Here is a 25,703-nt window from a genome sequence, read left to right as displayed (position 1 = left end):
CGTATTATATCTGCTATATAATAAAACTAACCTACATATAAGATTTGGGAGGAGATTTTTATGAAAAAACTTGGTTTATTACCTAAACTTATCCTTGGTATCATAATTGGTATCATACTTGGAAAAATGAAGGTATTGGTTATTGTTCAATTACTTGCTACATTCAACGGATTATTCGGTAACTTCTTAGGATTCGTTATCCCATTAATCATTATTGGTTTCGTTGCTCCTGGTATCGGAGATCTTGGTGGAAATGCTGGTAAACTTCTTGGTGTTGCTGTTTTAGTTGCTTATGGATCTACAGTTGTATCTGGTTCTTTTGCTTACTTAGTAGACAGTACTTTATTCCCTTCTTTCTTAAAAGCTGGATCTCTTGCAATAGATGCTGCTAACCCAGAACATGCTCTTGTTGGACCTCTTATGAAAGTTGCTATGCCACCTATCATGGATGTTATGTCAGCTCTTTTAATAGCTTTCGTTATAGGTTTAGGAATTGCTGCTTCTAAAGGACACACTATAAAAAATGTTATGAACGAATTCCAAGGAATCGTTGAAGGAATCATTAAAGTTATAATCATTCCTCTATTACCTTTCCATATCGCTGGTATATTTGCTAACATGACTTATGCTGGTCAAGTTGAAACTATCCTAAGCGTATTCGCAAAAGTATTTGGTATCATAATAATAATGCACCTTCTTATCTTATTATTCCAATTTACTGTTGGTGGTATGTTAAACGGTGCAAACCCTATAACTTTATTAAGAAACATGGTTCCTGCATACATGACTGCAGTTGGTACTCAATCTTCAGCTGCTACAATTCCAGTTACTTTAGCTCAAACTAAGAAAAACGGAGTTAACGATGGTATCGCTGAATTTACAATTCCATTATTCGCTACTATCCACTTATCAGGATCTACAATTACATTAACAAGCTGTGCTTTAGCAGTTATGATGTTACATGATATGCCTTATACATTTGGATCATTCTTCGGATTCATCTTAATGCTTGGTGTAACAATGGTTGCTGCTCCTGGAGTTCCTGGTGGTGCTGTAATGGCTGCTTTAGGATTACTTGAAAGCATGTTACACTTTGACCAAAACTTATTATCATTAATGATTGCTCTTTACTTAGCACAAGACAGTTTCGGTACTGCATGTAATGTAACTGGTGACGGTGCATTATCTCTAATTGTAAACAGAATTGCTGGATTTAAATTAGAAAAAAAATAATGAGCAAATAATATAAATTTTATGAGAACGGCTTAAATAAGCCGTTCTTTTTTTATTTAAAATATGTAATACAATCTTATCATCTCTTCTGTTTCTGTTCAAGATAATTTTAATATTTTGAACTTGTCCTCAGAACTTACCATTTCATTTTTAACATCAGGTTTTATTTTTCTAATACTTTTTATCGCTAATATATTCTTTCTGCCTTAAAAATGATTTTACAAGCTACTATATTAATAAATATTTCTTTCTACCTCCTAATATCTTTGATTTTAGTTTTTTATACTTATTTTTATTATAAAAAATATAAAAAAAAGATGCATTTTTTAAAATTATAATATCTTATTTAATACTTAAAAAAATTTTTATTATAATTTTACTGCATCTTTTTCTTAATTCTATATTTTATTTTCTATAATCTTGTAAATACTTCTATGATATTAAATATATGGTCTCTTATTCTTCTATAATGATTTAAGATATCCATATAGCTTGTACTGAATACTGCTGAAGAACCCTCTTTTACATTTGCAAGATGGAAACTTCTTGCCTGTCTGAACTTCTCTGTAATTTCATTTGATTGTTTAATTGCTCTTATAAATCTTTCTTTATCTTTTGTTTCATATGCAAGATTAATTTCTCTGAAAAGAATTTCTATATTTTCATTTAAATCAAATAATGTTTTTCTTGCTTTTTCATTTATCTCTATATCATTATCTTGAATCTTTCTAATAGATTTTCCTATTCTCATCAGATAATCACTTATCGTTTCATACTCATCACAAACTTCTAGATTCTTTCTTGTTTCTTCTCTCATTGAATCTGTTAAATCTTTATTAAGGATAAGAAAGTTTACATCTGATATTTCTTTCTGATAAAGATCTAAATCATTTTCTATTTTCTGTAATCTTGTAAGTTTTAAATCAGAAATCATTTCATTCTTTGCAAAAGTTTCTTCAAGAGCAAACATCATTTCTTTTATATTTTGTCCCATTGTAAGAACTTCTGTTTTTGTCTGTCCAACAACCACACTTGGAGTTCCAACCATCAATTTATCCAGTTTAGTAACTTTTTCATCTGATTTTCCACTGTCTTTTACTATTTTAGTTAGAAAAGATGAAAGAGGTCCTGTAAACGGCATAAATAAAAATACATTTAACACATTAAACATTGTATGAGCTGTTGCTATTCCAAATGTTATATTATTTTCTACATCAACAATATGTCCTAAGAATTTAATATACAGCGGGAATATTGCTGTTACCCATATAACTCCTACTGTATTTATAATAGTATGAGCATAAGCTGCTCTTTTGGCATTTGTAGTTGCTCCAAGAGAAGCAAGAAATGCTGTTACTGTAGTTCCTACATTTTCTCCCAGAACAAGTGCTACTGCTGTCGGATAATCAATAAGTCCCTGCACAGCAAGTGTTATTGTTATACCAAGAGTTGCTGCTGAAGATTGAACTATTCCTGTTATACATGCTCCTACAATAGCAACTTTTACAGCACCAAAATATGTGTCTGCATTAAAAAGTTTAAAAAGCTCAATAAACTCAGGCATAGTTCTTATAGGTTTAAGACCATTACTCATAAGGTCAAGTCCCAAGAAAATAAGACCAAGCCCCATAACTGTAAGTGCTCTTGTTCTTGCTTTATCACTCTTAAAGAACACATAAGATATTGCTGCAGCACCTGTTATAGGAAGCCCATACTTTCCTATATTAAGTACTAACAACCATCCTGTTACAGTTGTACCTATGTTAGCTCCTAATATTACTCCAAGAGCCTGTTTTAATGTAAGCAGAGAAGCATTAACAAACCCTATTGTCATTACTGTACTTACTGAAGATGACTGTACAAGCATCGTTACAAATATTCCAATCAAAACTGCCATTATTCTGTTTGTTGTAAGTGCTGCAAGTATCTTTTTAAGTTTTTTTCCTGCTAATTTCTGCATACCTCCTGACATATTTTCCATCCCATAAAGGAAAATACCCAGTCCGCCAATAACATTGAAGATAATGTTTAAATACATCTTTCCTCCCATTCAATTTCAATTTTACACCTTTTAAAAGATTAACATATTATTTAAAAAAAGTAAATAATTAAAAAAGGCAGCTCAAAGCTGCCTTTGGTTTTATGCCTTATTTTTTCTTTGAAAATATTCTAAGAATATATAGGAATAAATTAATAAAATCAAGATAAAGATTTAGTGCACCAATAATTCCAAGTTTTCCTATAAGTTCATCGTCTCCCTCTGCTAGCTCATATGCCATATTCTTGATTCTGTTTACATCATATGCTATTAAAGCAGAAAATATAACAACACCAAGAATTGTTACAGCCCAATAAAGCATTGGAGCACCTATAAACATATTGATTAAGCTCATTATAATAAGAGAAATAAGACCTGTTTTTAAAAATCCTCCATAATTGCTTAAATCTTCTTTAGTAGTATATCCATATACTGCAATTACCGCAAACATTATAATTGTAGTAAGAAGTGCATAAGCTATAATCATTAAATTTCCGATAAACATCATTCCTATAAGAGAAAAAACTAATCCATTAAGGAATGAATAAAAGAAAAACATAAGTTTTGCAGAAGTTAAAGATGTTTTATAAATTCTAAAAGAAAATAAAAACACAGTAACAAACTCCAAAACTATAATTGGTGTGTAAAATCTAGCTATATAATGTGCAAGCATCACTCCATTTGGTGAAAACATAATGTATACAGGAATTAGAAAGGTTACAATAAGCCCCAGTATCATGTAAGTAAATGATGTTCTCAATAGTTTGTTGCTTGCTGTAATATCTATATAACCTTGTTCGTTGTACATTTTAATACCTCCTTAGTATAATCTATGAAAATCTTTCAGTGGTTTAATTATACAACATTTTTTCTATTTTTTCCATATCTTGTGCCTGCTTTCCTGTTTTAGAATATCAAAACTCCAAGTATTGCCCCTGCTACTACTAAAATTATAGGGTGCACTTTTGTTTTCATAAGGATTAAAAAAGAAACAGCTATTATTATTACACTAGGGATATTAAAAACCATATCCATAAAGTTTATATTCATTGTACTTTCAACAGCATTTTGTGCTTTTGAAAAAATTATTCCATTTTTTATACCAAATTTAATTGCTGCATAAAATGTTATACCTACAACAGCTGGTTTAAGTCCTGAAAGAGCTGCTTTAAAATTCTTTGAATGATATATTTTTTCAAAAACAGCACACACTGCAACTACTACTATTATACTTGGAAGAGTTACACCAAGAGCTGCTGCTGCAACACCTAAAGGGCCACCAAGAGAATACCCAAAACCTATAGCAAGATTTATTCCCACAGGCCCAGGACATACTCCAGCTATTGCTACAACACTTGAAAGAACTTCTGGTGTCAAAACTATTCCATAATTATTAAGCTGCTGCTCAATAAGAGGAATCATAGTATATCCTCCACCAAAAGAGAAAAATCCTAATTTAAAGAAAATTATAAAAAGACTGTAAAGCATTATTTATCACCTCTCATCTTTTTATAAACTTCAACTCCCCAATTTATTCCCATACCTACAAACATAGAAATTATTATAATAAGTGGTAATGGAATATTACTATAAAACAAAGATACAAAAAATGTGATAACAGTTATTATTCCATACCAAGAATTTTTAAAAGCTGTCAATGCAATTTTATATGTAGCATATAAAATAAATGCCACAACTACCCCACTTACACCTGTAAGCCCTTTTATAACATAAGGATTATCACTTATATTTGAAAATAAAACCATTATACTTGATATTATAATAAGACATGGAATAACACTTGCTGCAGCACCAACTATAGCACCTTTTAAACCACATGTTGTTTTTCCAATAAATATCGCTATATTAAGTCCTATTGCCCCAGGAAGTCCTCCTGCAATAGAAACTATATCTGCAAATTTATTTTTATCCATAATCTTATATTTTTCAACGATTTCTCTTTCTATAAGAGGTATCATTGAATATCCTCCACCAAAAGAGAAAAAACCTAATGTGAAAAATGTCTTAAAAATTTTTCCCAGCATTCTTTCATTTCCTCCCTAAACTATTTTTCATACACTTCTAGAGGAAGATTGTCAGGATCTTTAAAAAATGTAAATTTCTTTCCTGTAATTTCATCTATTCTTACAGGTTCTGTTTCAATTCCTTTTTTATTAAGTTCAGTTACTGTTTCTTCCAAATTGTTAACTTCAAAAGCTAAATGCCTTAATCCTCTTGCTTCTGGAGCATTAACTCTTTCTGGAGGATTCGGAAAAGAAAAAAGTTCTATTTGATAGATTCCTGCAACTTTTAAATCAAGTTTATAAGAATCTCTCTCTTCTCTGTAAACTTCATTTTCAATTTCAAAACCAAGCTTTTCAATATAAAATTCTTTTGATTTTTTATAATCTGAACAAATTATAGCAACATGATGTATCCTATTGATTTTCATAAATCCCCTCCTCTAAATAATATTTTTAATTCTAGTAAAAATTATATCACAGAAGTATTAAAATATAAATCTCTATTTATCTATATTCCGTTTTCTTTTTCATTTTTATTCAATATGTTTTATGCAGATTTTTAGAGATTTCCCCTTATAAATACCAACTTGTCTTATTAACTTTTTTCTTTAATTTCATAAAAAAAAGAAGCTCCGAATTCCTCCGAAGCCTCTTGATTACTTTTTATTTATTATAATTTTGAAATATCAAATATTTCAAGTTCTCCTTCTTTAAGATGTTTTTTCTCCATTCTTATAACTGCATTTAAAGTATCTATTGAAGTAAGAACTTCTACACCATATTCTATAGCTGTTCTTCTCATTTTAAATCCATCTCTTTGAGCATCATTTGCTTTTGTAGGAGTATTTATAAGAAGGTCAACCTGTCTGTTCATAAGCATTGTAAGAATATTTGGTTCTGCTTCTCCTACTCTTCTTACAACTTCAGCTTTAACACCATGTCCTTCAAGATATTTTTGTGTTCCTGCTGTTGCATATAAAGTACATCCTAAATCTATAAGTTCTTTAGCAACTGGTAAGAACTCTTCTTTATCTTTATCTCTTATAGTAAGAAGTATTTTTCTTCCTGAAACTTTATGAACTCTTTTTGCTGCAAGAAGTCCTTTATATATTGCTTCATCCACTGTATTTCCTATTCCTAAAACTTCTCCTGTTGATCTCATTTCAGGTCCAAGAGATACTTCAACATTTGATAATTTTTCTGTTGAGAATACAGGTACTTTTACTGCAACAACATTTGGTTTTTTATAAATTCCTGTTCCATAACCTATTTCATGTAAAGTTTCCCCTAAAATTATTCTTGTAGCTATTTCTATAACAGGAAGTCCTGAGATTTTAGAAATATATGGTACTGTTCTTGATGATCTTGGGTTTACTTCAATTACATAAAGCTCATTTTCATAAGCTATAAACTGAATGTTCATCATACCTTTTGTTCCAAGAGCCTTAGAAATTTTTGCTGTTATTTCAAGAACTTTTTCTTCTGTTCCTTCATATAAATTTTGTTGTGGATATACTGTTATTGAGTCTCCAGAGTGAACTCCTGCTCTTTCAAGGTGTTCCATGATACCAGGTATAAGAACATCTTCACCATCGCAAATTGCATCTACTTCAAGTTCAATTCCGTTAAGATATTTATCTATAAGAACTGGGTTTTCAGGATCTCTGTCAAATGATGATTCAAGATATTTTACAAGGTTATATTCATCATGGCAAATTTCCATTCCTTGTCCTCCAAGAACATAAGAAGGTCTTACAAGAACAGGGTATTTTATTTCATTTGCAATTTCTATACCATGATTAATATCCCATACTGCTCTTCCTCTTGGTCTTTTTATATCAAGTTCTTCCATCATTTCTTCAAATTTTTCTCTGTCTTCAGCTTCATCTATTTTTTCAGCTGATGTACCAAGAATTTTTATTCCTCTTTCAGCAAGAGCATTTGCAAGTTTTATTGCTGTTTGTCCTCCAAACTGAAGAATTACTCCTTCTGGTTTTTCTTTTTCTATAATGTTAAGAACATCTTCTAAAATTAAAGGTTCAAAGTATAATCTATCCGCTGTATTATAGTCAGTTGATACTGTTTCAGGGTTATTATTTATAATTATACTTTCAATTCCCATTTTCTTTAAAGTTTTTATTGAATGAACTGTACAGTAGTCAAATTCTATTCCTTGTCCAATTCTTATAGGTCCTGAACCTATAACTATTATCTTTCTTCTGTTTTCAACTTCAACTTCATCATGCTCATCATATGTTGAGTATAAGTAAGAAGTTTGTGCTTTAAATTCTGCAGCACAAGTATCAACTCTCTTATATGCAGGGATTATTCCATGCTCAAGTCTTTTGCTTCTTATATCTTCTTCACTTACTCCCATAAGTTCAGCAATTCCTTTATCAGAGAATCCTTTTTTCTTTAATTTTCTTAAATATTGAACATCTAAATCTTTAAATTTAGTTTTCTTTAAAATTTCTTCCTGTTTTACAAGCCATTCAATTTTCTCCATGAAGAATTTATCTATACCTGTAATTTTTTGTAATTTTTCTTTTATATATCCTCTTCTAAGCATTTCAGCAACCACGAAAATTCTTTCGTCGTCAGGTCTTACAACTGCTTTTTTAAGTTCTTCCATTGTAAGTTTTTTAACTGCTGGATGCTCTAGGTTAAATCTTCCTATTTCAAGTGATTTAAGTCCTTTTAAGAATGCTGCTTCAAAGTTGTCACCTATTGACATAACTTCTCCAGTTGCCATCATTTTTGTTCCAAGAACTTTATTGGCATTTCTGAATTTATCAAAAGGCCATTTAGGAATTTTTGCAACTATATAGTCTATTGTAGGTTCTGTACAAGCATATGATTCTCCTGTAACTTCATTTACTATTTCATCAAGATTGTATCCTAAAGCAAGCTTAGTTGATACTCTTGCAATAGGGTATCCTGTTGCTTTTGATGCAAGAGCTGATGAACGAGAAACTCTTGGGTTAATTTCTATAATTGCATATTTCATTGATTTTGGATGAAGAGCAAACTGAACATTGCATCCTCCTACAACCCCTACTTCATCAAGAATTTTTAAAGCTGATTTTTTAAGCATCACTGCTTCTTTATGAGTAAGTGTTTGAGTTGGAGCAACAACTATTGAGTCTCCTGTATGAATTCCTACAGGGTCAACATTTTCCATATTACATATTGTAATACAGTTTCCGTTTTTATCTCTCATTACTTCGTATTCTATTTCTTTCCATCCAAGGATTGATTTTTCTATAAGAACTTGTCCAACTCTTGAAAGTGCAAGTCCTTTTAAAAGAATTTCTTCAAGTTCTTTAGGGTTGTTTGCAATTCCTCCCCCTGTTCCTCCCATTGTGTAAGCAGGTCTTACAACAACAGGATATCCTATTTCTTTTGCAACATCTCTTCCATGCTCAAGGCTTTCAACTATTTCACTTTCTATACAAGGTTCTCCTATTTTTTCCATAGTTTCCCTGAATATTTCCCTGTCTTCACCTTTTTTTATTGATTCAACTGATGTTCCTATAACTTTTACACCATATTTTTCTAAGATTCCTTTTTCTGTAAGTTCTACTGCAAGGTTAAGAGCTGTCTGTCCTCCCATTCCTGCAAGAAGAGAATCTGGTCTTTCTTTAGCTATTACCTTTTCAACAAATTCTGCTGTGATAGGTTCTACATATATTCTGTCTGCAACAGTTTTATCTGTCATTATTGTAGCAGGGTTTGAGTTTATAAGAACAACTTCTATTCCTTCACTTTTTAAAGTTTCGCAAGCTTGTGTTCCTGAATAGTCAAATTCTGCTGCCTGTCCTATGATAATTGGTCCTGAACCTATTACTAATACTTTCTTTATTGATTTATCCAACATTATCTATTTCCTCCTAAAATTTCCCATCTATAATTTTTCAACTCTTACAGAACAATTAAACAAGTTTTAAAAAGTTTACAAAAACATCTTTTGGACTTTCATATAAATCAGGCATAAATTGTACACCTGTAACTTTTAAAGCTTCACTTTTCATTCCCTCTATTGTTTTTACATTTATTCCTTGATGAGTCATTTCTACACCTTCAGGAAGTTCTTCTACAACATATCCTGTGTTTTGAGAAGTTATTATAACTTTTCCTGTTTTCATATCTCTTACAGGATATCCTCCTCTATGTCCATATTTAAGTTTTGCTGTTTTTCCTCCAAGAGCAAGAGCAAGAACCTGATGTCCTAAAACTTCTCCAAATATTTGAACTTTTCCTATAAGTTTTTTAAGTTCTTCTATTGTTTCTGATAAATCTTCAGGATTTCCTGGCCCATTTGAAACTATAAGTGCAGAAAGATTTTCGTTTAATATTTCTTCTGCTGTTGTATTATAAGGGAATACAACCACATCAAATCCTTCTGATTTTAGATAATCCAGTGTGCTTCTTTTTACTCCTAAATCAAGAACACCTATTCTTTTTCCTTCACCTTTAATTTCATATTTTTCTTTACAACTTACTTCTTTTGCTGCATTTTTATTTGAGAAGCTTTCAAATCTTTCTTGAATTTCTTTTTTTGTTAAATCTTCAGCTGTTATTATAGCTTTCATGCTTCCGTTATCTCTTATAATTTGAGTAAGGTATCTTGTATCAACTCCCTTAAATCCTGTAACATTATATTGTCTTAAAAATCCATCTAAAGTCATTTCACATCTGAAGTTATTAGGTAGTTTCGCATCTTCTTTTATTATAAGAGCTCTTAAATGTATTCTGTCTGATTCCATATCCTCTGTATTTATTCCATAGTTCCCTATCATTGGATAAGTCATAACCATCATAAGTCCATGTCCTGCAGGATCTGTAAGCATTTCCTGATATCCGGTCATACCTGTATTGAAAGAAATCTCTCCGACAGAATCTGCTAATTCCCCAAAAATTTTTCCTTCAAAAACTTTACCATTTTCAAGAATTAATTTTCCTTTCATTAAAAACCTCCCAAATATTTTATAAAAAAAAAGATATAACTAAAATGTTATATCTTGGCTACAAAATTAAATTCAAAAATAAAATTAAAAAATATTGAGAAAACACTAAAAAATGACTTAACCCATGAAAAAATGTTATTTCCTGATTTCATACATTCTTTCCTCATCATCTTTTTCTGTGCCTCCCTGATTTTATTTCTAAAAGAAAGTATACTTCAAAAATTACATCTTGTCAATAAATTTTTTTGTTTTATTTCTGTAAAAATTTATATATTTTTTTAATTTTTCTTTTGTGATATAATTTATCTATGAAATGGTTTAATTTTGGGAGGAATTCTATGGAATTTATTATTATTACAAATAATCCGAAAGTTTACAACTTTTACAAAGAAACTGATGAAGTCCTGTTTTTAAAAGAAAAAAGTCTTCTTGAACTTCTTGAAGAAATTCATAACTATGTCATAAAAGGACACAAAATTTTAAGTGATCCTATAGTTTCCCATATAGAAAACAGCAGCAATCCTTTTAAAACAATTTTAATTTCAAGGCTGCCTGCTGAAAACAATATGAGTTCTCTTGATATCATAGGAGGAGTGCTTCAAATTGCAGAAAAACTTCCTGCCCCTCTTCCTCTGACTTCTGATGAAAATATTCTTGAAGAATTCAGATTTATTGACCTTAACCTTATTATAAACAGCATTAAAGAATTAAACTGATAAGGTGGTGATTATATGGCAGCTAATAATCTTTTTAAAATACTTTTAGAAAAAGCAAAATTTAGATTTGTACCTGTTTACGATTTAAAAGATAATTCTGTCTACGGATATAAAATTGCTAAAGATTTTGACGAGGGAGGATATCCTAATAAAGAAGAAGTTTACGATTTAGCTTATGATGAAGGAATACTTGAATTCTTTCTTGTAAAACTTCAGGAAAGAGTATATCATGCAGCTGAAGAACTTGGTTATAAAGACTGCAGACTTTTTCACACTTTAAGAGTGAATTATATAGGAGATGCACATTACTTTTCTTCTGCTACAGAAAGGCTTATTTCAAAATTTAATTTAAAAAAAGAAAATATTATTTTTGAACTTAAAGGTGCGTGTGACTGGAGAAACCTTGATAAATTTCTTGAAGCTGTTGATGAAAATGATGACTGTCTGATTATGTTTAAAGAGACAGCTGAGTTTCCATTAAATCCAAATATGATTCATTTTCTTGAACCAGCATTTATTGAAGCTATGTCTCTTGAGTCTGCAAAAAAATTAAAAGCTGATAAAGATGTTGATAGTAAAATAATCTATAAAATTTCACAGGGAGAAAATTATACAAATAAAGAACTTTTAAAAGCTGGAGTAGATTTAGCTTACACATTATAGAAAAAGAGGAGAAATACTTCTCCTCTTTTTTATTTAACTTCTTCATGAATCTTTTTATAAATTTTCTCTGTTATTTCATCATAACTCATATTTTCAGGATATACTTTTTCTAAAAACTTAACTTTTACAGTACCTGCTTTAGGATGTTTTGCACTTGGAGGATATACATCATAAGCTCCATCAAGAACAAAAGGAACTATAGGAATATTAAGTTCTTTTGAAAGAATTGCAAAGAATTTTTTAAATGGCATCATTTTTCCATCTCTTGTTCTCGTTCCTTCTGGGAAAATAACTATATTATTTCCATTTCTAAGTGCCTTTGAAAGAAGCTGAAGAGAATTTATAAGATTTTTATTGATATCTACAAATATTATATTTGAGTTTTCACCCATAAATTTCATATACCCTTTTTTAAAATGCTTAATATCAGCAAAATAATAAGTTTTGTCAAGAACTGAGTTAGGAACAGCCTGATTTACTATAAATCCATCAAGGAAACTTTGGTGATTTCCTGCAAATATTACAGGCTCATTTTTTTCTATATTTTCTGTTCCCTCTTTTTTTATCTTAACAAAAAAAGTAAATGCTGGTTTAAGAAGTAATTTTATAATTTTTCCTATTCCATTTGATTTAGGAAGTTCTCCTTCTCCATCTTTAAGAAGTATCTCTTTCCAATCTATTTTTGCATCATTTATCATTTCACTTGAATGCTTTTCAACATACTCTGCAAGTTTTTCAACTGTACAATATTCTACAAAAGTCTGCTCATCAATTTTTACACCAAAAGTTCCTTCTATATATGAAAGAAGCTCTACTGTATCTAATGAATCAAGTCCAAGATCAAGTTCAAGATGGGCTGTAGGTATAACTGTTTTATTTTTTATTGATTTTATAAAAGCTGCTATATTTCTATATTCTTCTGTTGCAGGTTCTTTTATATCTTCTCTTTTCTCTTCTTTCTTTTCAATTACATCCTTAAGCATAAATCTTCTTATTTTTCCAATTTTTGTTTTAGGAAGTTCATCTTGTACTATTTTTACATCAAGAACTTTTTTATAACTTGCAGCTTGCTTATTATATTTATCTATAACACCTTTTTTAAATGTTTCTGTTATATTTGTTATTCCCTCTTCATGAAGTTTATAAAAATCAGGATAAATCACTGCTGTAAGTTTGTCCTCATAATCCATAACAGCCATTTCTTTAATAAGATCTGTATTTGCCATTATCCATTGTTCTATCTCTATAGGATTAATATTTTTACCATTTGATAAAACTATCATCTCTTTTTTTCTTCCAGTTACATATAAAAGATTTCCTTTAAGTTCTCCTAAATCACCTGTATGAAACCATCCATCTTTATCTATTACCTCAGCTGTTGCATCAGGTCTTCTGTAATATCCTTTCATTACATTTCTTCCCTTTGCAAGAATTTCACCATCATCTGCAATTTTTACAGTTACTCCTGTAAGAATTTTTCCAGCACTTCCAGGAACTATCTGACCTGTAGGAGTAAAACTTATCATAGGAGAAGTTTCTGTAAGTCCATATCCTTCACATACCTCTATTCCAAGAGTAAGAAAATCTCTTGAAATCTGAGGATCAAGTTTTGAACCTCCTGAAACAAAGAATCTTATATTTCCTCCAAATCCTTCGTGAACTTTTTTAAATATTTTCTTGCTGAATCCTCTGCTGTCTATTTTTTCTGCAAGCTTAAAAACAGCCTTTGTTATCTTACTGCTGTTTATTTTTTCCATTATTTTTTTATGAAGCATTTCCCATAATTTAGGAACACCTATTATAAATGTTACTTTATATTTCTGAAGAGCTTCAACCATTGCTTGAGAAGAAACTTCTTTTAAAAATACTATTGTAGATCCTTTTCCTAAAGGAACAACACCTGCTCCAAGAAGAGGGAAAATGTGATGCATTGGAAGAAGAGCAAGAACTCTGTCTGTTGTTCTAAACATTTTATATTCATCAAGCCCTTCCATATTTATTAAAATATTATCAAAAGTAAGCATAACACCTTTAGGATTTCCTGTTGTACCTGATGTATAAAGAATAAGAGAAACAAAATATTTATCCTCTATCTCTATTGTAAGATCTTCTCCTTTATAATCAACTGGTATATCATCAACTACAAGTATTTCAACAGAATTTTCCATTTCTGATATTTTAAGAGCTTTCACTGCTTCTTCATAATTTGCGCTTGAAGTAAAAATATATTTTGGCTGTGAATCTTTTACATAATATGTAAGTTCTTCTCCAGAAAAACTTCCGTCAAGACATACACATGTTCCTTGTTTATTCCATATACCTAAAAAACTAAATAAAAGTTCAGGTCTGTTTTCCATAAAAATTATTACTCTGTCTTCTTTATTTATGGATATTCTTTCACTGAAACTTTTAGCACTCAAAATAACTTCTTTGTACGAATATTCCCTGTCGTCATAAATTATGGCTGTTTTATTATAATCTTTTAAAAATATCAACCCTTATCTCTCCTTTTATATTAAAAAATATAACACATGTAATTTTAAAAATTATAACACATTTATGAAATACTAACAATGTATTTCTAAAGATTTTATTGACAAACTTAATTTTATACTATATCCTTGTATGAAATAATCATTTTTTATGTGGGGTGAGATTTTAAATATGGGACAAATTTTGTTTTATGTAGTGATAATGTCTTTAGGTGCTTTTCTTGCCAAGAAAAAACTGATACCTCAGGCTGTAAAAAAAAGATTGGGAACTCTACAGTCTATATCTCTTTTTATTCTTCTTGGAACTATGGGATACAAGATAGGTGTTGACGACAGTATTCTTTTAAACTTTAAAATTATTGGAAAGCAATCTGTAATCTTTGCTTTATGCACAGCAGGAGGAAGTGTTTTATTTACATATATATGTTTTATGGGGATAAAGTTTTTTTCATCAAAGAATAAAAAGGAGGTCAGATAATGCTTGGAATTACTATTGCTATTATTATTGGAGCTCTTTCAGGATTTTTCTTCAGAAGTGATATCTTAATTGCAAATTCTGACAGAGTGGTAAGTTTAGGTCTTTGTCTTCTTCTTTTTTTCGTAGGAATGGATATAGGAGACAGTGGAGATATTTTTCCAAAACTTAAAAAATTTGGTAAAAAAATTTGGTTTCTTCCCATAAGCACAATAATAGGTTCTCTTATAGGAGGATATATAGGTTCTATTTTCACTACTCTGACTACAGGTCAGGGAATAGCTGTCAGTGCTGGTCTTGGATGGTATTCTCTTTCAGCTATTGAACTTTCAAAAATAAGTGCAGAACTTGGAAGCCTTGCATTTCTTACTAATGTTTTAAGGGAACTTTTAGCTATTTTTTCTGTTCCTTTTATTGCTAAATATATAGGTTCTCTTGAATCTGTTTCAGTGGCAGGTGCTACAGCTATGGATACTCTACTTCCTATTATAAATAGAAATAATTCAGCTGACATATCAATAGTTGCATTTTTCTCAGGAATAGTTCTTACAACAGCAGTTCCTTTTCTTGTAACTTTATGTATTTCTATTTTTAATTTAAGTGCTGTTTAAATTTAAATATTAAAATCAATAAGGGCTGTTGCATTTTCTAATTTATAAAAATAAAATTTTATTTTTATAGATCTGCAATAGCCCCTTCTTTACTTTATTTTTTATTATTCATAAGAATATATTTTATAGCTTCCATGCCTGCTATTGTTCCATCACTTACAGCTGTTGTTACCTGTCTTATTCTTTTGCTTCTTACATCTCCTGCTGCAAAAATTCCTTCTGTAAAAGTTTTCATATTTTCATCTGTAATTATATATCCTTCATCATCTAGTTTAGCCATTTCTCCATAAAGTTCTGAAAGATTTTTTGTTCCAAGATACATAAAAGCATATTGAACTGTGTATTCTTTTATTTCTTCTCCTACTTTTACAGTAGCAAAGTCAAGATATTCATGTCCTTTTAATTCTTGAAGCTCTGCATTTCCTATAATTTTTACTTTTTCATTTGCAGTTAAAGTATCAAGAAGTTCTTTTTTGCACTGAAGAGTTTCATCTTTTGTGAATATAAGAATTTCTTTTGAATATTTAGTAAGGAAAAGTGCCTCTTCGGCTACCTCATCTCCATTTCCAAAAAGAGAAACTGTCATATTTCTTGTAAAAGCCCCGTCACAAGTTGCACAATAAGAAACACCTTTTCCAAGATATTCTTTTTCTCCAGAAATTTTCTTTCCACCAAATTTTCCTGTTCCTGTAGCAATAATAATTGCTTTAGCTTTTACATTTATTTTATCTGTTTTAACAATTTTAGGATTTGAATAAATATCTATTCCAAGAAATGTTGCATTTAAAAATTCTGTATTAAATTTAAGAGCTTGCTTTCTCATTTCAAGCTGCAATCCTTTTCCACTTATACCAACTGGAAATCCAGGATAATTATCTACAAGGTGTGCCATATAAAGACTACCTACATTTTCTTTTTCTATTACAAGAACAGAAAGATTTGATCTCCCTGCATATACTGCTGATGTAAGACCTGCAGGTCCTCCTCCAACTATTACTAAATCATATATTTTTTCCATTTGATGCCTCCTTAATTTCCCTGAATTTTAAATAATCCCCTGAGAACTTAAAAATCTTTTTTCCTCTCCTATAGTTGTAGGCTCCATATGTCCATTGTATACAACTGTATCTTCAGGAAGTCTTGCACATAATTTTGCAAGGCTTTTAAAAAGCTGTGTTCCATTTCCTGTAGGAAGATCAGATCTTCCAAAACTTCTTCTGAACATAGTATCTCCTGAAATTAAAATTTTATTTTCTTTATTATAGAAACATTTTGAACCTATTGTATGCCCAGGAGTATCCATTACTGTAAATTCTCCTACTTTATCTCCTTCTCTTACAGTTTTAAAACTGTCTTCATATACATATTCCCTTCCTCCTATATATGGAGAAAGATTAAGCTGAGGATTATGGAAAAATTCTCTTTCCTCTTCACCTATATATACAACTGCCTCTGGATAGTGATTTTTAAGTTTAGTAAGACCTGCTATATGATCTCCATGTCCATGAGTTAAAACTATATATTTTAAATTCAATCCTTCTTCTTCTATAAAATCAAAAACTTTATTTAAACTTTCTCCTTCACAGTCAAAGAAATATGCCTCTTTATTTTCATTCCATACAAGAAAACTGTTTGTTTGGAATGGTCCAGTATGAAATCTTTTTACTTTCATTCAGTAACCTCCTGTTTAGTCTTTCAACTATAAATTAACATTTTTTACAAAAAAAATCAAAATATTATTATGGGATTTATTTAAAAAATATGATAAAATTATCTTTGTTAAATATAATTTAAGAAGATAATTAAGGAGGAATTTATGAATATAGTTTTATTTGAACCTGAGATACCTTACAACACAGGAAATATAGGGCGTTCTTGTGTTCTTACAAATACAAAGCTTCATCTTATAAAGCCACTTGGATTTTCTATAGATGAAAAAGAAGTTAAAAGAGCTGGACTTGATTACTGGCATCTTGTAGATCTTACTGTATGGGAAAGTTTTGAAGATTTTGTTAAAGGAAATCCTCAAGGAAATTTCTATTTTGCCACAACAAAATGCAAAAACAAATATTCTGATGTAACATACCATGAAAATGATTTTATAATTTTTGGACCTGAATCAAGAGGGCTTCCAAAAGAAATTCTTGATAAATATGCAGACAGATGTATAACTATTCCTATGATTCCTATGGGGCGTTCTCTTAACCTTTCAAATTCTGCTGCCATTATTCTTTATGAGGCTCTTAGACAAACTGGTTTTAAATTTTCTGATGCTGAATAAAAATATAATAAAAAACAGAGTGATATATAATTGCTCTGTTTTTTTATTTCTTCTAAATAATACTTTAAAGCTGTTTTGAGAAGCTTTTTAAGTAAAAATTTTTAATGCTTTTTAAAAAAATTCTTGCATTTTTAAAAAACAAGTGTTATATTACTACTGTTATTATTACACTTGTTATTTTATTGGGGAGGTTTTTTAAAAAATGAATTTAAGAAAATTTGGACTTATTACACTGATTGCTGCTCTTGGAACTACAGCTTTTGGTGCATCAATAGACCACATTCAAAACTATACAGCTGAGTACAATGCAAATATGGCTCAGCAGGCTGCAATCAGCCCTACTACTTCTGCATATTATAACCCTGCAGGAATTATGAGACTTGAAAATGGAACTTACTTTACTGGAGGAGTTCAGCTTGCATTTGGTAAAGAAACTATGAAATACCATACAAATAAAGGAGATGGAGGAGAATATTCTGCTGATTTATTAGCTCCTATTCCAAACTTTGCTTTAATTAAAAAACAAGATGACAGAGCATTCTTCTGGACATTTGGTGGAATTGCAGGGGGAGGAGACCTAGAATATAAAGATGGTGTTGCAGGAATAAAAGTTTTAGAAGATGCTATTCCTGGAATGACATATAATCTTCTTAATGCAAAGGATAAAGGTTCTTGGGCAGAGGGAGAAAATATGTATGCTCAAACTACTATAGGTACTGCATGGAATATTAATAATAAACTTTCAATGTCTGTTGCAGGTAGAGTAGTTTATGGTTGGAGAAATTTAAAAGCTAATTTAAATGCTGATTTAACTGGAGTAATTCCTAATGGAGCTATGGATAATAATACTGGCATGAACTTACCTGTTAATGAAAACCTTAGAGCTGATATTGATTCTGAAAGAACTGCATGGGGATTTGGAGGACAGATTGGTTTAAACTATGCTTATAATGATACATGGAATTTTGCAATGAGATATGATACTAAAGTAAAAATGGAATTTGAAGCTGATGCAACTTCTGATAAATTACATTTTGCTCAAACTTCACCTGTAGGTGGATTATTAGGAAATAAAGGATTTGAAAACTTTTTCCCTCAATATGCTGATGGAGCAAAACATAGAAGAGATTTACCAGCTATTTTAGCTGTGGGAGCTTCACAAAAAGTTACAGATAAATGGACAATGTTCTATGGAGCAAACTATTACTTTAACGAATCAGCTAAAATTGATAAAGATGTAAAATATAGAGATTTATTAACTAATAAAATAAAATCTACTGGACTTGAATATGATAATGGTTGGGAAATATCTGTTGGTACCGAATACTGGCTAAATGAAAAATGGGCTGTACTTGGTGGAGTAAACTATGCTAAAACTGGAGCTCCTAAAGAATCTTATATGGATGTAGAATATGCACTTGATTCTTTCTTAGTTGGATTTGGGGTTAAATATAGACCAAATGAAGATACTGAATGGGTTGTATCAACAAGTCATTACTTCTATGAAGCAACAGATGGAGACTTTAGAGAAAAATATGCCGGTGTTGAAAATGCTCAAAGATATGATAAAAATATTTCTTCAATTGGATTCAGCTATACTAAAAAATTCTAGAATTTTGTGCTATAATAGGTTGACTATAGTTTAATGTTAATACGGAGGTAAACTTTATGCCTAAAAAAGCAGTTTTTTCAAAAAAGCAAATTTTTGATCAGGCATTTGCTCTTTTTGAAACTAAGGGTCTGGAAGCTATTACTGCAAGAAATCTCGGGAAGGCTCTTTCGTCATCTCCTGCACCTATATATGCACATTATGACTCTATTACACAACTGAAAAATGAACTTATATCTGTTGCAAAAGACAGATTTCTTGAATATTTAAAAAGACCTGTTACAGATAAAATTTATCTTAACATTGGAATAGGTATATGTACTTTTGCCAAAGAAAACAAACAGCTTTTTATATCTATATTCTTAAGAGAACAATCTTTCTCTGATCTTATAAGAGAATTCAGAGATGTTATAAAAGTAGAAATGAATAAAGACAGCAGATTTAACTCTCTTTCAAATGAATTTAAAGATATGCTTTTCTTTGACTGCTGGACTTATGCCCATGGTTTATCAACTCTCATTGCAACAGGATTTTTCCCTGCAGATAATGAGCCTGATGATGAATATATAAAAGAAAGACTTATGCAGGGAGCTGCTACAATGCTTTATAAAAGACTTGAAGATTATAACAGTTCTTTAAACAATAAATAATATTTTTCAGATACTAAATCTGCTGTAATATATTAAATTACAGCAGATTTTTTTATTTTTATCTATTTTATATTTTCATAACAAAATCTTGTTTTATTTTCCATATTTTATTAACTTTTAAATATATTTTTAAAAAATTTTTTCAACTTTTCTATGAAATTTTATTATTTTTAATATTTTAAATTTAAATCATTTAAATTAATTTTTTGAGAACTTTCATGTAATTTAAAAAAACATATGTAATTTAATTCTTTCTTTTATAACATAACAATGTTATAATACATATGTAATTTAATTTAGGGAGGTTTTTAAATGTTAAATATAAATGGATTAAAAATAAATGTTCCAATCATTCAAGGAGGAATGGCAATAAGATGTTCTATGTCAAAACTAGCTGCTGCTGTTGCCAATGAAGGAGGAATTGGAGTTATTGCTGGAACAGCTCTTCCTCTTGAAGAACTGAGAGCAGAAATAAGAAAAGCAAGAGAACTTATAACAAACAAAGGGGGAGCTCTTGGAGTAAATATAATGTTTGCTGCTTCTGACTTTGTAAATCTTGTTAATGTATGTATTGAAGAAAAAGTTGATGTCATAATATGTGGTGCTGGTTTTTCAAGAGATATTTTTTCAATGGTAAAAGGAACTGGTATAAAACTTTTTCCTATTGTTTCATCTCTTAAGCTTGCAAAAATTTCTGAAAAACTTGGAGCAGATGCTATAGTTGTTGAAGGTGGAAATGCTGGAGGACATCTTGGAACTGACCTTGATTCTTGGGATATTATGGAAGAAATTACAAAAAATGTAAAAATCCCTGTTTTTGGGGCTGGAGGAGTTATTACTCCTAATGATGCAGAAAGAATGCTTTCTCTAGGAACAACAGGTGTTCAAATGGGAAGCCGTTTTGTTGCCACTCATGAATGTAGTGTAAGTGATGAATTTAAAAATATGTATATTAACTGTAAAGAAGGGGATATTGTCAAAATAATGAGTTCTGTAGGACTTCCTGCAAATGCAATTATAAGTCCCTTCGCTGAAAAGCTTCTAGCTGAAGAAACTCTTACTCCTAAAAGCTGTACTGGATGTCTTAAACATTGTAAAAGAAATTTCTGTGTAAGTAAAAGTCTTATTGCTGGACATGAAGGAGATTTAGAAAAGGGACTTTTCTTTGCTGGAAAAGATGCTTGGAAAATAAATGATATTGTAAGTGTACATGAAATCTTTGAAAGATTTGCACCTGTATTTTCTTCAATTTCTGAAAACAAAAAACAGATAGCATAATGCTATCTGTTTTTTATTATCTCTTTTATTTTTCCTTTTTCCATTACAACAATTCTATCTGAAATCTGATTTACAAAATCTATTTCATGACTTACAATAACCATTGTAATATTGCTTGTATCTCTTAAAAAAGAAATAACATTCTGTACCTCTTTTACCATCTCAGGATCAAGAGCAGAAGTTGGCTCATCAAAAAGTAGAACTTCAGGATTTTTTGCAAGGGCTCTTGCAATTGCTACACGCTGTTTCTGCCCTCCTGAAAGTGTTTTGGGATATACATCAGCCTTATCTTTAAGACCTACCTTATCAAGAAGATTAAGAGCTATTTCCCTAGCTTCTTTCTTATCCATTTTATCAACCACAATAAGAGATTCCATTATATTTTGTGCAGCTGTTTTATGAGGGAAAAGATTAAAAGACTGAAAAACCATTCCCATTTTACTTTTATCTGGTGTTTCTATTGTTCCTGAATTTATATCTTCAAGTCCTATCATACATCTTAAAAATGTAGATTTTCCTCCTCCAGAAGCTCCTATTATGGAAATAACTTCTCCTCTTTCAATATCTAAATCAATCCCTTTTAAAATCTCATCATCTTTATATTGCTTATGTAAATTTCTAACACTTATGCAAGACATTATATCATCACCTTTTCTTCCAGTTTCTTAAAAATTCCTATTACTACAACAGACATTAAAAGATAAAGTACTGCACAGATTATAAAGGGCACTACAGAAAAATCACGAGTTACAAGTTCTCTTGAATTTCTTAAAATCTCAGCCATTCCTATTGCAGATACAAGAGATGTATCTTTTATAAGAGAGATTGCTTCATTTGATAAAGGTGGAAGTGCTGTAAGAAGAGACTGAGGTATAATAATTCTTCTCATTGTCTGCCAATATGACATTCCAAGAACTTTTGCAGCCTCATACTGCCCTTTATCTATTCCTAAAATACTTCCTCTGAATATTTCACAGAAATATGCAGCATAATTTATCACAAATGTTACAACAGCTGCTGTAAATGGTGTAAATCTAAGTCCCAATACCATAGGAAGACCATAGTATACAAAAAACAACTGAAGAAGAAGTGGAGTTCCTCTGAAAACAGAAGTATAAAATAAAATTATATTATTTAAAATTCCTTTGTTTTTCAATCTTCCAAGTGATAAAAGAACTCCCAAAGGAAGAGAAAAAACCATAGTTAAAACATATAAGTTTACTGTAAGTCCTAATCCTTTAAGTATGAATATAATGTCATTCTGCATATTATTTCTCCTCTTTTCCAAACCATTTTTCAGAAATTTTCTCAAAAGTTCCGTCTGCTTTCATTTCATTTAAAGTCTCATTTAATTTTTCAACAAGAGCTTTATCATTTTTTCTCATTGCAACACCATAATATTCTTTAGTTAAAGATTCCTCTGAATAAGTAAGTGTTGCTCTTTTTGAATTGTAATATTTTCCTGCAACTGTATCAACAACAACAGCATCTGTTCTTCCTGCTTCAAGATCCATTAAAGCTTCCACATTTGTTGCATATTTTTTAACTTCTTTTATTTTAGAAAATACATCACTTTTCTGAACTGCATAATCTGCTGAACTTCCAAGCTGAAGTCCTACAACTTTTCCTTCAAGTTCTGCAACTTTATTTACTTTTGCTTCTCTTTTAGAAAAAATAAGCTGTCCATCAGTGAAATATGGCTCAGAAAAAGCTGCTTGTCTTTTTCTCTCTTCTGTCATTGTCATTCCATTCCATACCATATCAATATTCCCACTGTTTAAATCAAATATTATTCCGTCCCACTCACATGGTTTAAATTCTACTTCAACACCCCATCTTTTTGCTACTTCTTTTGCAAGATCTATATCAAATCCTACTATTTCTCCATTTTCTCCTCTAAATCCCATAGGAGCAAATGTTGCATCAAGACCTACTATAAATTTCCCATTTTTCTGAATCTTTTCAAAAGATTTATCTGCTCCAAAAACACCAGTAACTAAAGTAACTAACATCATAACAATCATAAGTAATCTTTTCATAATTTTCTCCTCCCTAGTTTTAATTTATTTATTAATTATATAAAAAAGCCACCTGAATGTATCAGATGGCTTTATATATACAGGATAAACATTTAAGTTTCATTGCTTGCCATAGATACAGACTCAAATTTTTGTATTTCAATATGAGTCTGCATCTATGAACCTTCGTCATAAAAACAAACTCTCTATCTATGGTGATGATGTATTGTGTTTTTCATAACTGATGAAACTTTTACTAACATTGTTATCTCCTTTTGATTTAAATTTAATTTCTTGTGTTAAGGATACTCCTATAATTCATCTTTGTCAACCATATTTTTTCAAATTCTTTTTCAAAATTTTTTTATTTATAGTTTTCTTATGAATTTATCTGAAATTAATTTTCAAAATTTTTTTTATATTTTAGACAATTATTTTCCCATGATACTCTGAAGAAACTATCTTTTCAGAAACTTCTTTAAAATTTTCTGAAGTAACCTTTCCTGCTACAACAATAGTTATTCTATCTCCAGCTTTATTTATCATCTTGTTTAGAATATCTGCTCCTTCAAGGGCTGTTGCCTTTGTTCCAGATGAAAGAATTCTTTTTATTCCTGCTTCTGCAAGACTATCTATTGCTTCAACAGGATTTTCAAGTTCGTCTATCGCCTTATGAAAAGTTACTTCCATAGGAGCTGCAAGAGAAACAAATTCTTTTACAAGTTCAAAGTCTATTTTTTTATCTTCTGTAAGCATTCCAAGGACTACACCTTTTGCTCCAAGGGATTTACAAATTTTTATATCTTCTTTCATTATTTCTATTTCATCAGAAGAATAGCAAAAATCTCCTCCTCTAGGTCTTATTATTGGAAAAACAGGAATTTTTAATTTCTCCAATGTTTTTTTTTATCGTTCCATAAGAAGGTGTTGTTCCTCCCATACTTAGATTGTCACAAAGTTCTATTCTGTCTGCTCCTCTTTTTTCTGCTTCTTTTGCTTCAAAAAAAGATTCTACACAGGCTTCTTTTAAAGTTTTCATAAATTTTCCTCCTGTACTTTTTATTCTTCTCCCATTTGAATCAATACAGGTTTTACAATTGAAGCTGTTCTTTCGTCCATTAAAAATACAAGCAAATCTCCTGCAAGTATCTTAGTTTCCCCATGGGGAATTATCTCTCTATCTCCTCTGTCAATTCCTACAATCAAGCATCTTTCAGGCCATGCAATTTCTTTTACTTTTTTTCCGTCAATAGAACTGTCAAGCCCTACAGGAATTTTTATTGTAACTTTTTTCTCTTCATCTCCATTTTCATCCAATCCTTTTGGAAGCATATTCTCAAGAAGAATATCATTTATAGATCTCATCTTTATAACTTCTGTCATAAGGAAAGTAATCATACACACTGTTACAAGTGGAAAGAAATGAGAGAATGAACCTGTAACTTCAAGCATAAGTATCGTACTTGTAATTGGTGACTTCATAACAGCAGTAAGAAGAGCAGCCATTCCAAGAACTATAAAATAAACTTCATATCCAGCAGTTACATCTGGAATAAGGTTTATCACAAACATTCCATAAATTTTTCCTGCTAGTGCTCCAAGAACAATCATAGGAAGAAATAATCCACCTGGAATTCCTGATGAAAAACAAGCTGCAGTAAATAAAAACTTAAGCACAAAAAGAATTATAAGAGTTTTATAAGTGTAACTTCCATACATTACTTTTTCTGCAAGGGTATGTTCTCCACCTGTTACATCGGCAAAAAATATTCCCATAAAAGCTGTTATTGTAATAATGACAACAGGTTTAAATATTGGATTTATTTTTATTTTTCCGTAAAGTACCTGTCCTTTTAAAAGTGCTTCTTCAAAAAGCTTTCCTATTGTTGTCATTAGAAGAGCAAAAATAATTATTAAAAAATAATATTTTAACTGATAAGTTGTGTCAACATGAATATTAAGACTTGGGCTGAATCCAAAGAAATATTTTGAAACAAATTCAGCACACACAGAAGATATTAATACACAAGTTACAAGAAGAGGGGACATAAATTTATGAAGCTCCTCTATTGCAAAAACAACACCAGCAAGAGGTGCTCCAAATGCCGCTGCAAGCCCTGCACTTGCTCCACATGAAACTAAATATTTTTTATCGTATTCATTTCTTTTAAAAATTTTAAAAACTCCTGTTCCAACTTCTGCTCCAAGCTGAACAGAAGGTCCTTCTCTTCCTAAAGACATTCCACTTCCCACTGCCACAACTCCACTAACAAATTTTGCAGCCAGTTCCCTTGCCCATGAAAAATCCATCTGTCTTATAAGAACTCCTTTTACCTGTGGAATTCCACTTCCTTTTATCATTGGATATTTTGCTACAACATATCCAAGAAAAACAGAAGTTATAAGAATAAGGACAGCAAGAACAAAAATAGTCTGAGCATCAAAAAGAGTATGTCTTACATATTCATAAAACATCTCTCTGTATTTTTGAGCAAAACTAAGTGAAACTCTATAACCCACAATCACAATTCCTGTTATTATTCCAACTACTGCCCCATAAAAATAAAGGCTCAAATGTGAACTGTGGTGAGTTTTAAGTGCTTTATCAGCTGTTTCTTTTTCCACTCTTTTCCTCCCCTTTTCAATAA

The 25,703-nt window shown here is 30.5% G+C and carries 23 protein-coding genes and 1 pseudogene; 9 read left to right on the top strand and 15 right to left on the bottom strand.

The genetic code is table 11. The annotated features are described in order from the left end of the window. The first annotated feature begins 60 nt into the window (after positions 1–60). Positions 61–1,233: a dicarboxylate/amino acid:cation symporter gene (locus tag I6E17_RS01955; RefSeq protein ID WP_235235156.1), complete on the top strand. Its 1,173-nt coding sequence runs from the start codon at positions 61–63 to the stop codon at positions 1,231–1,233. 412 nt (positions 1,234–1,645) lie between these two features. Here the strand turns inward: I6E17_RS01955 and I6E17_RS01950 are convergent, their stop codons facing one another. The 7 genes from I6E17_RS01950 to I6E17_RS01920 all read right to left on the bottom strand — a co-directional run bounded on the left by I6E17_RS01950 (position 1,646) and on the right by I6E17_RS01920 (position 10,262). After that, complete coding sequence (locus tag I6E17_RS01950; RefSeq protein ID WP_176829539.1) at positions 1,646–3,271, bottom strand: Na/Pi cotransporter family protein; 1,626 nt, start codon at positions 3,269–3,271, stop codon at positions 1,646–1,648. A gap of 109 nt (positions 3,272–3,380) precedes the next feature. Further along, complete coding sequence (locus I6E17_RS01945; RefSeq protein WP_176829540.1) at positions 3,381–4,079, bottom strand: Bax inhibitor-1/YccA family protein; 699 nt, start codon at positions 4,077–4,079, stop codon at positions 3,381–3,383. A gap of 98 nt (positions 4,080–4,177) precedes the next feature. After that, on the bottom strand, positions 4,178–4,759 hold the full coding sequence (locus tag I6E17_RS01940) for a chromate transporter (protein WP_176829541.1): 582 nt from the start codon (positions 4,757–4,759) through the stop codon (positions 4,178–4,180). Then, positions 4,759–5,316 carry a chromate transporter gene (locus tag I6E17_RS01935; protein ID WP_176829542.1) on the bottom strand — a complete coding sequence of 186 codons (558 nt, stop codon included), beginning with the start codon at positions 5,314–5,316 and terminating at the stop codon, positions 4,759–4,761. The genes I6E17_RS01940 and I6E17_RS01935 overlap by 1 nt, the downstream gene beginning before the upstream one ends. 20 nt (positions 5,317–5,336) lie before the next feature. Then, positions 5,337–5,723, bottom strand: a complete 387-nt coding sequence (locus tag I6E17_RS01930; RefSeq protein WP_235235154.1) for a VOC family protein — start codon at positions 5,721–5,723, stop codon at positions 5,337–5,339. A 242-nt stretch (positions 5,724–5,965) separates the two neighbouring features. Beyond that, entirely contained in the window at positions 5,966–9,172 is a 3,207-nt protein-coding gene (gene carB / locus I6E17_RS01925) for a carbamoyl-phosphate synthase large subunit (protein WP_176829544.1), read from the bottom strand. Between the two features lie 55 nt (positions 9,173–9,227). Then, the gene (locus I6E17_RS01920; protein ID WP_235235153.1) at positions 9,228–10,262 is read right to left on the bottom strand and encodes a carbamoyl phosphate synthase small subunit; all 1,035 of its coding nucleotides are present in this window, start codon (positions 10,260–10,262) and stop codon (positions 9,228–9,230) included. A gap of 338 nt (positions 10,263–10,600) precedes the next feature. Here I6E17_RS01920 and I6E17_RS01915 point away from each other — a divergent pair, with 338 nt between their 5' ends. After that, entirely contained in the window at positions 10,601–10,978 is a 378-nt protein-coding gene (locus I6E17_RS01915) for a GrdX family protein (RefSeq protein ID WP_176829546.1), read from the top strand. 15 nt (positions 10,979–10,993) lie between these two features. Then, positions 10,994–11,641 (top strand): hypothetical protein, encoded by a 648-nt coding sequence (locus I6E17_RS01910; protein ID WP_176829547.1) that lies wholly within the window; start codon positions 10,994–10,996, stop codon positions 11,639–11,641. A 29-nt stretch (positions 11,642–11,670) separates the two neighbouring features. On the opposite strand, the gene I6E17_RS01905 is transcribed toward I6E17_RS01910, so the two are convergent. Then, complete coding sequence (locus I6E17_RS01905) at positions 11,671–14,136, bottom strand: AMP-binding protein (RefSeq protein ID WP_235235152.1); 2,466 nt, start codon at positions 14,134–14,136, stop codon at positions 11,671–11,673. Positions 14,137–14,305: 169 nt separating this feature from the next. Between I6E17_RS01905 and I6E17_RS01900 the strand changes: the two genes are divergently transcribed. After that, positions 14,306–14,611: a LysO family transporter gene (locus I6E17_RS01900; protein WP_235235151.1), complete on the top strand. Its 306-nt coding sequence runs from the start codon at positions 14,306–14,308 to the stop codon at positions 14,609–14,611. Next, positions 14,611–15,219, top strand: coding sequence for a lysine exporter LysO family protein (locus I6E17_RS01895; protein ID WP_235235150.1), 609 nt, complete (start codon positions 14,611–14,613; stop codon positions 15,217–15,219). Before I6E17_RS01900 ends, I6E17_RS01895 begins: the two co-directional genes overlap by 1 nt. 94 nt (positions 15,220–15,313) lie before the next feature. On the opposite strand, the gene I6E17_RS01890 is transcribed toward I6E17_RS01895, so the two are convergent. Then, positions 15,314–16,237 carry an NAD(P)/FAD-dependent oxidoreductase gene (locus I6E17_RS01890; protein WP_235235149.1) on the bottom strand — a complete coding sequence of 308 codons (924 nt, stop codon included), beginning with the start codon at positions 16,235–16,237 and terminating at the stop codon, positions 15,314–15,316. A gap of 27 nt (positions 16,238–16,264) precedes the next feature. Then, complete coding sequence (locus I6E17_RS01885; RefSeq protein WP_235235147.1) at positions 16,265–16,891, bottom strand: MBL fold metallo-hydrolase; 627 nt, start codon at positions 16,889–16,891, stop codon at positions 16,265–16,267. A 144-nt stretch (positions 16,892–17,035) separates the two neighbouring features. On the opposite strand from I6E17_RS01885, the gene I6E17_RS01880 reads away from it, so the two are divergent. From I6E17_RS01880 to I6E17_RS01865, 4 genes are all read left to right on the top strand, one after another. Beyond that, positions 17,036–17,500 (top strand): tRNA (cytidine(34)-2'-O)-methyltransferase, encoded by a 465-nt coding sequence (locus I6E17_RS01880; protein WP_176829553.1) that lies wholly within the window; start codon positions 17,036–17,038, stop codon positions 17,498–17,500. 202 nt (positions 17,501–17,702) lie between these two features. Then, positions 17,703–19,112, top strand: coding sequence for an OmpP1/FadL family transporter (locus tag I6E17_RS01875; protein ID WP_235235146.1), 1,410 nt, complete (start codon positions 17,703–17,705; stop codon positions 19,110–19,112). Positions 19,113–19,168: 56 nt separating this feature from the next. Next, entirely contained in the window at positions 19,169–19,759 is a 591-nt protein-coding gene (locus I6E17_RS01870) for a TetR/AcrR family transcriptional regulator (RefSeq protein WP_235235145.1), read from the top strand. A 312-nt stretch (positions 19,760–20,071) separates the two neighbouring features. Continuing rightward, positions 20,072–21,037 carry an NAD(P)H-dependent flavin oxidoreductase gene (locus tag I6E17_RS01865; protein WP_235235144.1) on the top strand — a complete coding sequence of 322 codons (966 nt, stop codon included), beginning with the start codon at positions 20,072–20,074 and terminating at the stop codon, positions 21,035–21,037. A 2-nt stretch (positions 21,038–21,039) separates the two neighbouring features. Here I6E17_RS01865 and I6E17_RS01860 read toward each other — a convergent pair whose 3' ends face one another. The 5 genes and pseudogenes from I6E17_RS01860 to I6E17_RS01840 all read right to left on the bottom strand — a co-directional run bounded on the left by I6E17_RS01860 (position 21,040) and on the right by I6E17_RS01840 (position 25,680). Further along, complete coding sequence (locus tag I6E17_RS01860; RefSeq protein WP_235235143.1) at positions 21,040–21,675, bottom strand: amino acid ABC transporter ATP-binding protein; 636 nt, start codon at positions 21,673–21,675, stop codon at positions 21,040–21,042. Further along, positions 21,675–22,304, bottom strand: coding sequence for an amino acid ABC transporter permease (locus I6E17_RS01855; protein ID WP_176829558.1), 630 nt, complete (start codon positions 22,302–22,304; stop codon positions 21,675–21,677). The genes I6E17_RS01860 and I6E17_RS01855 overlap by 1 nt, the downstream gene beginning before the upstream one ends. 1 nt (position 22,305) lies before the next feature. Continuing rightward, entirely contained in the window at positions 22,306–23,076 is a 771-nt protein-coding gene (locus I6E17_RS01850) for an amino acid ABC transporter substrate-binding protein (RefSeq protein ID WP_176829559.1), read from the bottom strand. Positions 23,077–23,478: 402 nt separating this feature from the next. Beyond that, positions 23,479–24,094: pseudogene (locus tag I6E17_RS01845) on the bottom strand (copper homeostasis protein CutC). A 20-nt stretch (positions 24,095–24,114) separates the two neighbouring features. Then, positions 24,115–25,680 (bottom strand): ClC family H(+)/Cl(-) exchange transporter, encoded by a 1,566-nt coding sequence (locus I6E17_RS01840; RefSeq protein ID WP_176829561.1) that lies wholly within the window; start codon positions 25,678–25,680, stop codon positions 24,115–24,117. Positions 25,681–25,703: the final 23 nt, after the last annotated feature.

The organism is Fusobacterium perfoetens, assembly GCF_021531595.1.
Lineage (GTDB): Bacteria > Fusobacteriota > Fusobacteriia > Fusobacteriales > Fusobacteriaceae > Fusobacterium_B.
This window is presented reverse-complemented; position numbering and strand designations above follow the sequence as displayed.